Annotated in this window: 10 protein-coding genes; all 10 read right to left on the bottom strand. The window is 67.9% G+C overall.

Annotated elements, in window-relative coordinates; genetic code table 11:
• Positions 1–35: 35 nt before the first annotated feature.
• The gene (locus tag VIP82_RS21465; RefSeq protein ID WP_331912400.1) at positions 36–2,072 is read right to left on the bottom strand and encodes a DUF5005 domain-containing protein; all 2,037 of its coding nucleotides are present in this window, start codon (positions 2,070–2,072) and stop codon (positions 36–38) included.
• Positions 2,073–2,104: 32 nt separating this feature from the next.
• The gene (locus VIP82_RS21470) at positions 2,105–2,986 is read right to left on the bottom strand and encodes a carbohydrate ABC transporter permease (protein WP_331912402.1); all 882 of its coding nucleotides are present in this window, start codon (positions 2,984–2,986) and stop codon (positions 2,105–2,107) included.
• A 1-nt stretch (position 2,987) separates the two neighbouring features.
• Complete coding sequence (locus VIP82_RS21475; RefSeq protein ID WP_331912404.1) at positions 2,988–3,944, bottom strand: carbohydrate ABC transporter permease; 957 nt, start codon at positions 3,942–3,944, stop codon at positions 2,988–2,990.
• Between the two features lie 72 nt (positions 3,945–4,016).
• A complete protein-coding gene (locus tag VIP82_RS21480) occupies positions 4,017–5,360 on the bottom strand; it encodes an extracellular solute-binding protein (protein ID WP_331912406.1) in 1,344 nt (447 codons plus the stop codon).
• A 306-nt stretch (positions 5,361–5,666) separates the two neighbouring features.
• Positions 5,667–6,830 (bottom strand): glycoside hydrolase family 183 protein, encoded by a 1,164-nt coding sequence (locus tag VIP82_RS21485; protein WP_331912408.1) that lies wholly within the window; start codon positions 6,828–6,830, stop codon positions 5,667–5,669.
• 168 nt (positions 6,831–6,998) lie between these two features.
• Positions 6,999–7,472, bottom strand: a complete 474-nt coding sequence (locus VIP82_RS21490) for a heat shock protein transcriptional repressor HspR (protein WP_331912410.1) — start codon at positions 7,470–7,472, stop codon at positions 6,999–7,001.
• 106 nt (positions 7,473–7,578) lie between these two features.
• Positions 7,579–8,574, bottom strand: coding sequence for a DnaJ C-terminal domain-containing protein (locus tag VIP82_RS21495; protein WP_331912412.1), 996 nt, complete (start codon positions 8,572–8,574; stop codon positions 7,579–7,581).
• A gap of 14 nt (positions 8,575–8,588) precedes the next feature.
• Complete coding sequence (locus tag VIP82_RS21500) at positions 8,589–9,218, bottom strand: nucleotide exchange factor GrpE (RefSeq protein WP_331912414.1); 630 nt, start codon at positions 9,216–9,218, stop codon at positions 8,589–8,591.
• A gap of 2 nt (positions 9,219–9,220) precedes the next feature.
• Complete coding sequence (gene dnaK, locus VIP82_RS21505; protein WP_331912416.1) at positions 9,221–11,089, bottom strand: molecular chaperone DnaK; 1,869 nt, start codon at positions 11,087–11,089, stop codon at positions 9,221–9,223.
• Positions 11,090–11,269: 180 nt separating this feature from the next.
• Positions 11,270–11,943: peptidase M23 (locus VIP82_RS21510; RefSeq protein ID WP_331912418.1), on the bottom strand; the 674-nt coding region annotated here is incomplete at its 5' end.

Consider the following 11,943-nt stretch of genomic DNA (forward strand, 5'->3'; position numbering starts at 1 on the left):
CGCGGGGATCGGACGGCGGACGCGCTTCCCTGACGCTAGGGCTTGCCGGGCTTCTCGGGCTTGCCGGGCTTGTCGGGAAACTCCGGTCGCGGCGGGCGGGGGTCGTAATGGACGGCGGTGAGGGTCAGTGCGCAGCCGTCGCACGACGTGAGGATGGCACGGTCGCCGGTCGCCGTGGTGGTCACGACCAGCTGCGAGTCGGTGCGCGACGCGTCTCGTCGGACGGTCGCCGCGAACGACAGTTCCAGCCTCTCTCCCGCCGGGATGTCGCCCTCCCACCGCAGCGTCGAGCCATCGAGCACGGGGGTGCCGATCGACGACGCCAGGGACGCGTCATCCAGCGTCGCATCGTCCACGAGTCCCGCAAGGTCCACCGCGAGCGCGACGCCCTCGGCGGTCGCGCTGTCGGTCGACGCCGTCACCGTGTACGTCACGACGTCATCGCGCACCACCTCCGCACCTGCGGTGGGGTCGGAGGTCACCGAGACCGAGAGCCCCGGCAGCTGCTCCTTCGCCTTCACGAGCGAGAGGTCGTCGAACTGCACCCACCGGTCGCCGTTCAGGTGCGTGCCGACGAAGGCCTGCACCTGCGTGCGATCGCCGCTGTGGAAGGTCACCGAGTATCGCGTGTACGCGCCCACCGCCTCGAAGGCGGTCTCGCCGATGGTCGCTCCGCCGGCACCGAGCTCACGGACGCCGAGGGATCCCTCGGCGGGCGTGCCGCCGGTCACCACGAAGCCGGTGAGCGTGTACGTGGTGTTCGGCTCGACCGCGACGTCCTGATGCACGTCGATCCACCCGGAGTTGAATCGCATCCAGCCCTGCTTCGTGCCGCCGTAGGCCCACGAGTGGTTGATGTCGATGCCGCAGTTGCCCGTGCACGCCCACGGCGCAGGCATGGAGCCGTCGACGGCGCGCTCGAAGCCGGGGTCCTGGATCAGGTTCGGGTTGACGACCGTGCCGTCCTCATCGATCTCGGCACGCAGCAGGTACGTGTTGTACGGCTCCCACTGCGAGAGCGAGAAGTAGAGGTCGCCGTCCTCCGACCACGGATGCATGTAGCCGCCGTAGAGTCCCGGGAAGTCGGCGAAACTGGCGAGCCGCTGCCGATCGCTCCACGGACCCTCCGGCGAGGGCGCGGTGCGCAGCACGAGATCGAGGTTCTCGTCGAGGTAGGTCATGAGCCATCCGCCGGTGTGCTCGCTGTACTGCACCGACAACTCGGCGACGTTCGGCGGCACGATGGCGACGGCCGCGGTGTCGTCACCGACGATCCAGCTCGACCCGTTCCAGTACGAGTAGGCCGACTTGTCGAGCATCTGCGCCTCGGGCACCCGCGCGACGTGCGCTGCGCCGAAGCGGCCGTCGGGGGTGCCGAACATGTAGACGTAGCCGTCGTGCCGCTCGAAGGCGACCATCTGGAACGGATGCTGCCCGTCAGGCGTGTTCGTCCACTGCGGGCCGTCTGTCGAGTTCCATGTCTCGCCGTTGTCGTCGGAGTAGGCGATGCGACTGTAGTTCGTGTCCCATGCACCGGGCGCACCCCACTGCCGCACCGACATGAACGCCAGATACTGCCGGGGGCCCACGGCGATGCCGGCGGTGGGGATCGTCGTGATCTCCTGACCGTTGATCTTCAGCGAAGGGATGAGCTCGCCGGCGTGGCCGGGGGCATCCTCGACCGCCGAGTCGAAGGTCATGCCGTCGGAGAGGTCGGTGTCGGAGCTGCGCAGCAGCACGTTGGAGCGCCAGTCGCCGCCGCCACCACCCGGTCCTGTCCAGTCGCCGAACGTGTCGCCGAACGCGGTGAGGATCTGGCCCTGGCCGTTGTCCCACATGATGCCGAGATCGGTGCCCGTCACCCGCCAGGCGGTGTCAGTCGCGCTCGTCGACTTGGGGCCGGTCATCTTGCCGACGACGACGGCCGGGGAATGGTCGGGGAATGCCGCCGCGGTGGCGACCTCGTCCGCCTCGGCCGGTGCCGCCGCCGCGCCGGCCGGCGCGATGACCCCGATGACGAGCGCGCCGACGGCGGCGGCGATGAGGGCGGTGTTCGTTCGTAGTCGTCGCATCTTCGCGAGTCCTTTCCACATACGCGGTCGGCCTACTTGAGACCGGCCATCTTGATGTTGCCGATGATCTGGCGCTGGAAGACGAGGAACAGGATGATCACGGGCGCCGCGGCGAGGACCGACCCCGCGATCAGCAGGCCGAGCTCGGTGCTGCGCTCCGAGCGGAAGGTCGCCAGGTACTGCTGCACCACGAACTGGTCGGGCGTGGTGATCGTCATGATCGGCCATACATAGGAGTTCCAGTACGCGAGGAACGCGGTGATCCCCATCACGACGAACGGCGGCTTCGACAGCGGCAGGAACAGCTTCGTGAAGATCCGCATCCGACCGCAGCCGTCGAGCATGGCGGCCTCTTCGAGGCTGGACGGGATGCTCAGATAGAACTGCCGGATGAAGAAGATCATCCCCGCGCTGGCCGCACCCGGGATCACCAGCACTGCCAGGGTGTCGAGCATCTGAAGGTTGGTCACGACGATGAAGCTCGTGAGCAGGATCGTCATGCCGGGGATGAACATCGTGGTGATGACGATGACCCAGAGAGTCCGCTTGAACCGGAAGTCCAGCCGGGCGAACGCGTAGGCCGCCAGCGAGTTGACCGTCAGAGCGAGCAGCGTGAAGAGCACCGCGCCGAGGAAGGTCCAGAGCATCGTGCGGGTGAACGTGGGGTCGGCGAGGATCTGGGCGTAATTCTCCCAGCGCCATACCTCGGGGAAGAACTGGAAGGGCGTCTCGATCACTTCGGTCTTCGACTTGAAGCCGGCGATCACCATCCACGCCAGGGGGAAGAGCGCGGCGACGACGAAGACGATCCCGACGATCGCCTTGCCGATCGTGTAGAACCACCACGTCAGATCGCGGTGCGGACGTCGCTGGACGATCGGCGTAGCGACGGGGGCTTGCTGAACGGCGGTCACGTCAGTCCACCAGCCTCTCGGAATTGACGAAGCGGAACACCAGCGCCGACACGGTGCCGAGCACGACGAACAGCAGCAGCGCCGCCGCGATCGAGTAGCCGACGTTGATGTCGTTGCGGAAGTGGTTGAAGATGAACAGGTTCGGCAGGGTCGTCGAGTTGAGCGGCCCGCCACCGGTCATGACGAGCGGCAGCTCGAACTGCTGGATCGCCGCGACGAAGCCGGTGATGAGCAGGTACAGGAAGACGTTCTTCATCTGCGGGAGCGTGATGAACCGCGTCTTCTCCCACCAGTTGGCGCCCTCCATCGCGGCGGCCTCGTAGTACTCGGTGGGGATGTCGATCATCGCGGCGACCATGATGAGCGAGGTGAGGCCGATCCCCAGCCAGATGGCGGGGATCGCGATCGCCAGCAGCGCCCACGCGGGGTCGCCGATCCAGGCGATCGGATCGATGCCGAACCCGCCCAGCATCGCGTTGAGGATGCCGCCCGAGTAGTTGTAGATCAGCACGAAGATGATCGAGGTGATCACCGCGGAGATGATCGTCGGGATGTAGATGCTCACCTTCAGCACGCCGGCGAACCAGCGCGACACGCTGACGACGAGGCTCGAGAAGAAGAACGCGAGGATCAGCATCGGGGGCACCGTCATGGCCACGAACACGAACCCGCGGCCGATCGACTCCCAGAACAGCGGGTCGCTCAGGACGTTGGCGTAGTTGCGCCACCCGACGAACTCGGGGTCCTTGTAGAAGCTCCAGTCCTGGAACGAGAGGTAGCCGGCGTAGACGGCCGGCCAGACCACGAAGATCCCGAGGAGCACCAGGGCCGGAAGGATGAGCAGGTAGGCGATCCTCCCGTCGCGATACCGGAATCTGTTGTGCCGGTGCTTGTCGTGCCGGCGACCGGGGAGCACCATCGTCTCCGTCTCGGTCATCATCGTCTGCGTCGCGGTCATTTCCTCACCTCGCTGTGGGCCGGGGCACAGGTCCGGGGGCCGATGGCATCGACCCCCGGATCCGATCCTTCGCTAGGACGTCGGCGCCTTGCTGGGCAGATCGTCGCGCTGGATCACCGTGTTGATGGCATCCTCCGCCGTCTTGATGGCCTCGTCAGCCGAGGCCGCGCCCTTCATCACCGACTCCATCGCGGTGCCCACGGCGAGCGAGACATCCCAGGGGTAGGTGGGCTCGGGGATCGCGGTCGGCACGATGTCGTTCATGACGATCGAGGACCACGGCGCGTCGGCGCTCGCCTCGTCGGCCGAGACGGCCTGCTGCACCGACTCGCGCACAGGCACCTTGGTGAACTGCGTGTCGACGAAGAACGGTACGAGCAGGTCGGGGTCACCCGCGAGCGCCCAGGTCAGGAAGTCGGCCGCCGCCTGCGCGTTCTTGGACTTGGCGTCGATCACCCAGCGGAAGTTGCCGAGCGTGCTCGCGCCGCGACCGTCGGCATCCGCCGCGTTCGGGAACGCACCGATCCCCGTCTTGGGCAGCACGTCGGAGTAGTCCGACCCGATTTCGGACATCATCCACGAACCCGACACCTTGAAGGCGACCTTCTCCTCACCGAAGTCCTTGCCTCCGACGTAGACGTCGAGCGCCTGCTGGGGCATGTAGCCCTCGTCCCACAGCGTCTTGTAGTTCGCCATGAGGTCCCGGTACCCGGGGTCGTCGATGTCGGGTGCGGTCCAGTCGTCGTTCAGCGCGGTGTGACCGGCGAAGTTGTACTGCTGGCCGACGGACGACCACGCGAAGGTGACGGCGTCACTCGCCGGCGAGATGCAGTACTGCCCCTCGGCCAGGGTGGGCTTGATCGCGGCGCACATGTCGAGCAGCTCGTCCCAGGTGGTCGGACCGGTCTCCGGGTCCAGCCCTGCGGCCGACAGCAGGTCCTTGTTCCAGAACAGCACCGTCTGCGGCTCGAGCAGGAGCGGGTACGCGTAGTACTTGCCGTCGATCTGCGAGATGGGCTGCGCCGGCTCGATGATCTCGTCGAGCTTGTCCTGAGGGACGAGGTCATTGAGCTCGTGCAGCTGCCCGGCGTTGACCGCATCCGTGATGCTCGCCGAGAACGTGTAGATGTCGGGGGCCTTCCCAGCCGCCTGCGCCGACTTCATCTTCTGGTCCCAGGCGTCCGCCGGAACCTCCGTGTCGACGACCTTGATCTCGTCCTGCGACTCGTTGAACTGCTTGACGATGTCGGCGTACCACTCGTTCTCGACCGGGGTGAAGGTGCGGTGCCAGAACTGGATGGTCGCCACGCCGTCATCGCCACCGTCGCCGCCACCGGCGCTGCAGCCGGCGAGCGCCATGCCGGCGGCCGCAGCCGCCGCGACGACCAGCAAGAGCCTGCTGTTTCTCTTGTGCATTCGTCCCTCCTCAGGAACACGACTCTTCGGTGAGTCGGAGCTGTGGCCGGTCAGGGGAGCCGGTCCGACTGATCGAGCGGGGCCCGCCGTCCTGCGCGGATCGCCACTGATCTCGTCTCGGGTCAGGCTAGACGAAATCGATTTCATGCGCAACGGGCTCCAGGACCGATTCTGCGAGATCACGCACCACGCCACGCGCCCAGAGGTACCAAAACCGCGCGAGGACGACCGGAAACACGGCTGTAGGCGGGCGAGAGCCGCATCCTGCAGCGTTGTATCGATTTCACAACCGTTCCTGCGTGGGAGTCACGATGCCCGCTCGAGGTCGACGGAGAACCAGAACACGTTGTACGGCCCCCAGAGCGACATCGAGAAGTGGACCCGGCTGCCGCCCTCCGTGACGTAGCGCGGGTTCATGTACGGCGCATACAGTCCCGGGTACTCCGCACCCGGCGCTAGGAGGATCGCCTCGCTCCACGGCCCCCACGGGGTCACGCCTTCGCGGATGTAGGCGTCACCGCCGTCGGAGTAGGTCATGAGCCACCTGTCCAGATAGTCCGACCACATCACCGAGAGCTCGCCGATCGTCCCCTCGAGCACGAGCTCGGCGGCGGCCATGTGGGTGTCCCAGCGCGGCGTGCCGTCGGCATCCGTCCCCGCGAAATACGAGTAGGCGTCGGCGTCCTCGACCGCGTCCTCCGTCGCGAGCACGCGCATGAGCGCCACGCCTCCGAACCGGCCCGACGGGATGCCCCAGAAGTAGAGGTAGTCAGCGCCGCCGTCCGAGACGTGCACCGGCGCCACCTGGACGAAGTTCGAGTCCCCTGGCCACGTCGGTGCGTCGAGCGGGGTCCAGGTGCCGCCCCGGTCCGTGGACTTCGCCAGCCCCGCGTAATTGGCATCCCAGGCGCCCGGCTCGCCCCAGTGCGACACCGACATGTACGAGATGTAGAGGGTGTCGCCGACCGCGAAGCCGTGCGTGGGGATCTTCGTGACCTCGCCCTCGCCGTCGTTCGAGTCGTGCTCGCCCTCCACGAGCGCCTCGGCCCAGCCGAGGTCGTCGGCGGGCGCCCACCCGTCGAAGCGGATGCCGTCGGAAGGGTCGTCGTCGGTCGTCCACGCCGACGCGTTGGACCGCCAGATGCCGCCCTGGCCACCGATCGATGCGGGGTCCCGCTCACCGAACGTGTCGCCGAAGAAGAAGTAGGTGCGATCGCCGAGGTTGGCCATGGAACCCAGATCGGTGCCGGCCACGGCCGCCGATGCGGTGTCGTTCATGGCGTCCGGTCCGGTGAGCTGGGCGATCTGAGTGAGGCCCGACACGCCCTCGAGCACGAAGGGCTTGTCCTGGTCGTCGTCGACGGCGGGCATCGCCGGCGCGGCACACGAGGCGAGGCCTACGGCGAGGCAGACGGATGCCGCAACCACGGCGACCCGGCGAAGGCGAACGCGTGAACGCGGCAGAGACATGATCCTCCTCGATCGTCGAGTGCCACGTTACGTCCGGGAGGGGTGTTTACGAAATCGATTTCATACGGCATCGCTGCGGGTGAGGGTCGCGCGCAGGAGCAGAGATGCGACGAATCGGCCACGGCAGCCGCGGAACCGCGGGCGCCGAGACGACGGCGCGGCGACCGTTCAGTCGTCGGACGGCGGCTCGCCGTCCTCGGCGGCCGGCGCGATCGGCGTGCGCGGCCGCCACACGACGACCTCCGTCGCCCGCCGTACGCGAGTGCCGTGCCGCAGGGTCACGACGTTGCCGGTCGAGCCGGCGGCGAAGACCCGGGCACCGGGACGCTTCTCGATCTCGGCGCGCATGCGGTCCTCCAGGTCGCGCACGCGACCGTGCAGCTCCTGCACGCGGTTCTCGAGCTCCAGGATCCGCACGATGGCGGGCAGTCCGATGCCGTCCGCCGACATGCGGGCGACTTCGCGCAGCTGCTCGACGTGCCGCAGCGAGTACCTCCGCGAACCGCCCTGAGTGCGGGCAGGCACGACGAGGCCCAGCCGGTCGTACTGGCGGAGGGTCTGCGGGTGCATGCCCGACAGCTCGGCGGCGACGGCGATCGCGAAGATCGGGGCATCCTCATCGATGTCGTGCGGTTCAACCATGTCGATCACCTCCCTCCCGCCACGAGATCAGGAGATCTGACCGTCGCAGGACGATTCGCGCGGAATCGTCCTGTCATCGTCAGATCTCCTGTTCTCGTAGAGCATCTCAGCCCTGCGCCTTCGCCATGAGGTCGGCGCGCGGGTTCTCCTTCGGCTCGAGGCTCTGGAAGCGCTCGAGAGCCTCGCGCGCGGCGTCCTCGAGGTGCGACGGCACCGCGACCTGCACCTCGGCGAGGAGATCGCCGGTGCCCTTCGCGGTCTCGACGCCCCTGCCCTTGACGCGCAGCACACGGCCGGACGGCGTGCCCGGCGCGACACGCAGACGCACGGGGTCTCCCCCGAGCGTGGGCACCTCGATGGTGGCGCCGAGCGCCGCCTCGGTGAACGTGACCGGCACGGTGACGCGCAGGTTGAGCCCATCGCGGGTGAACACCGGGTGCGGGCGCACCGCGACCTGCACGACGATGTCGCCGTTCTCGCCGCCGTCGGGTGAGGGACGCCCGCGACCGCGCAGCCGGATCTTCTGTCCGTCCGACACCCCGGCGGGGATCTTCACCTTGAACGGCTTGCCGTCCTCGCCCTGCAGCGTGATGGTCTCGCCCTTGGTCGCCGTGACGAAGTCGATCGTCGTGCGCGCCGTGACGTCGGCCCCGCGGGTCGGGCCGCCGTAGCCGCGGTAACCGCCGGTCGACTGCCCGAACCGGCCCGTCCCGAAGCCCGCACCCTGCTGCTGGTTGAACATCGCGAAGATGTCGTCGAAGTCCTCGGCGTTCTGGTACCGCGCACCGCGGCCCTGGTTGAACATCGAGAAGACGTCTTCGAAGCCGCCTGCTCCACCCTGGCCGCCCGCGGTGAAGCGGGCGCCCGAGCCCATCGCGCGGATCTGGTCGTACTCCTTGCGCTGCTCCGCATCGGAGAGCACCGAGTACGCCTCGCTGACCTCCTTGAACTTCGCTTCGGCGGCAGCGTCACCCTGATTGGAGTCGGGGTGGTACTTCCGCGCGAGCTTGCGATACGTCTTCTTGAGGTCAGCCTCGCTGACGTCCTTCGAGACGCCGAGCACCGAGTAGAAGTCCTTGTCGAACCAGTCCTGACTGGCCATGGTGCTCCTTCGGGCTAGTCGGCAGGAACAGCGACGACGACCTTCGCCGGACGCAGCTCCACCGAGCCGAGGCGGTAGCCGATCTCGACGACCTCGAGGATCGTCGTCTCGGTCGCGCCGGGCGTCGGCACCTGGAAGATGGCCTCGTGATGCTGCGGATCGAACACCTCTCCGGCCGCGCCGTACGTGGTCAGCCCGATGCGCTCGGCGACGCCGCGCAGCTTCACGGCGATCGCGGCGAACGGCGAGCCCTCTTCGAGGTCGCCGTGCTTCTCAGCCCGGTCGAGATCGTCGAGCACCGGCAGCAGGCCCTTCGCGACCGCGCCCTGGGCGCGCTCGATCTCGACCTCGCGCTGCTCCTCGGTACGACGGCGATAGTTGGCGTACTCCGCCTGCAGCCGCTTGAGGTCGTTCAGCAGCGCGGACTCGAGGTCGGCCAGCACGGCATCCTCGGCCGCGGCATCGGCGTTCTGCGCCGACCCGAGGATGTCGTCCACCGTCAGCTCGTCGCCCTCGTCCGGCTCTTCTCCGTCCTGCGGGACGGGGCCGGAGGCCTGTGCCTCCGACCCCTCCTCGTCAGGACGGACCTCTTCCTCGTCGCCGGCTCCTGAGCCGGCCGTGGGGTCGTGGTCCTTGTCGGCCATGGTTACTTCTTCTCTTCGTCTTCGTCGATGACCTCGGCGTCGACGACATCCTCGTCGGAGTCCGTCGCGCCCTGGTTGTCAGCCGGCTCGCCTGCTGCGGCATCCGGAGCCGACTGGGCGGCCTGGCCGGATGCGTAGATCGCCTCGCCGAGCTTGCCCTGGCTCTGGTTGAGCTTGTCGAACGCGGTCTTCACGGCCTCGTCGTCCTCGCCCGCGAGCGCGGTCTTGAGAGCGTCGACGTCGCCCTGGACCTCGTTCTTGACGTCTTCGGGAAGCTTGTCCTCGTTCTCCTTGATGAGCTTCTCGATCGAGTACGACAGGGTCTCGGCCTGGTTGCGCACCTCGGCGGCCTCGCGGCGCTTCTTGTCTTCGGCGGCGTGCTCCTCGGCCTCGCGCACCATGCGCTCGATGTCGTCCTTGGGCAGCGACGAGCCGCCGGTGATCGTCATCGACTGCTCCTTGCCGGTGCCCTTGTCCTTCGCCGAGACGTGGACGATGCCGTTCGCGTCGATGTCGAAGGTGACCTCGACCTGCGGGATGCCGCGCGGAGCCGGCGCGATGCCGGTGAGCTCGAACGTGCCCAGCGGCTTGTTGTCGCGGGTGAACTCACGCTCGCCCTGGAAGACCTGGATGGCGACCGACGGCTGGTTGTCGTCGGCGGTCGTGAAGGTCTCGCTGCGCTTGGTCGGGATGGCGGTGTTGCGCTCGATGAGCTTCGTCATGATGCCGCCCTTGGTCTCGATGCCGAGGCTCAGCGGGGTGACGTCGATGAGGAGGACGTCCTTGCGCTCGCCCTTGAGGACGCCGGCCTGGAGGGCTGCGCCGACGGCGACGACCTCGTCCGGGTTCACGCCCTTGTTGGGCTCCTTGCCGGTCTCGCGCTTGACGAGCTCCGACACCGCAGGCATGCGGGTCGAGCCGCCGACGAGCACGACGTGGTCGATGTCGCCGACCTTGATGCCGGCCTCGCGGATGACGTCCTCGAACGGCTTCTTGGTGCGGTCGAGGAGGTCCTTGGTGAGGTCCTCGAACTTTGCGCGCGTGATGGTCTCCGACAGCGAGACGGGGCCCGAGTCGGTGAGCGACAGGTACGGAAGGTTCACCGAGGTCGAGGTCGAGCTCGAGAGCTCCTTCTTCGCCTGCTCGGCGGCCTCCTTGAGGCGCTGCAGCGCGATCTTGTCGCCCGAGACGTCGACACCGGTGGTGTCCTTGAACTGCTTGATGAAGTAGTCGACGAGGCGCTGGTCCCAGTCGTCGCCGCCGAGGCGGTTGTCACCGGCGGTCGCGCGCACCTGGATGGTCGAGAAGTCGTCGTCCTTGCCCACCTCGAGCAGCGAGACGTCGAACGTGCCGCCACCGAGGTCGAAGACGAGGATGAGCTCGTCCTCCTTGCCCTTGTCGAGGCCGTACGCCAGCGCCGCCGCGGTGGGCTCGTTGATGATGCGCAGGACGTTGAGACCCGCGATCTCGCCGGCCTCCTTGGTGGCCTGGCGCTCGGCGTCGTTGAAGTAGGCGGGGACCGTGATGACGGCATCCGTCACCGTGTCGCCGAGGTACTGCTCGGCGTCGCGCTTGAGCTTCTGGAGGATGCGCGCGGAGATCTCCTGCGGCGTCCACTTCTTGCCGTCGACCTCGAAGCTCCAGTCGGTGCCCATGTGGCGCTTGACCGACGAGACGGTGCGGTCGACGTTGGTGACGGCCTGGCGCTTGGCGGTCTCGCCGACGAGCACCTCGCCGTCCTTCGTGAACGCGACGACCGACGGGGTCGTGCGGAAGCCCTCGGCGTTCGCGATGACCTTCGGCTCGCCGCCCTCGAGGACGCTCACGACCGAGTTGGTCGTCCCGAGGTCGATTCCAACAGCACGTGCCATGTGTATCTCTCCTTCATATGGACGCTGACGGATGCCGGCGCCCGGGGTTGATGGGAAGTCTGCTCGCGTCCCGCCCCCCGAACTCGTCGAGGTTGAGTCGCGATGGCTCAACCATACGCCGGGGTGCGGCATCCGTCAAATCAAAGTTGACACGAGGCGGCTCAAGTTAGCGGTCGACGTTCAGCCCTGCGACCGGCACCCGCTCGGGTCGTCGGAGTCGGAGAGGCCCGTGTCGACGCCCGACAGCTTCTCGACGACGCCGACGGCGGCGGGCCAGTAGCGCGCGTAGTGCTGCGGGTCGGCGTTGACCTGGGTGCGGTGCGCGACGAGGGTCGGCGCCAGCCCGAGCCGTTCGCCGTCGGGGACGGCCTTCGCCATCGCGCGGTAGAACAGCGTGGCGGCCGTGTACGGGTCCATGCGCTGTTCCCGGCTGCCCCAGCTGTCCTGCTGCTGGAACAGGCCGACCGAGGTGGTGCGGCTGCCGTCGGGATTGGTCACGCCGCTGGTCTCCCAGTCGCCGTGGTCGAGGTTGCGCAGCGACGACTCGCCCATGGCGGTCATGACGCCGATCGCCTGGTCGCGCGCCGACAGGCCGAGGTCGCTGCCCGCGCCCATGATGACGGCGGCGTTGTCGAGCTGCTCGGCGTTCCATTGCGATGTGGATGCCGCGACCTGACCCGGCCCGAGGGCGAAGCCCGCACAGTCCCCGAAGCCGCGGGCGGCGCTGCCGACGACCGTGAACACGGCGGCGATGCCCCCGACGGTGACGATCGCGATGGTCACGATCGAGACGATCAGCGCGGTCCGCAGCCGTCGGGCACGGGCTGCGGCGGCACGCTTGCGCGCGGCGGTGG

This window comes from Microbacterium sp., from assembly GCF_036566905.1.
Taxonomy (GTDB): domain Bacteria; phylum Actinomycetota; class Actinomycetes; order Actinomycetales; family Microbacteriaceae; genus Microbacterium.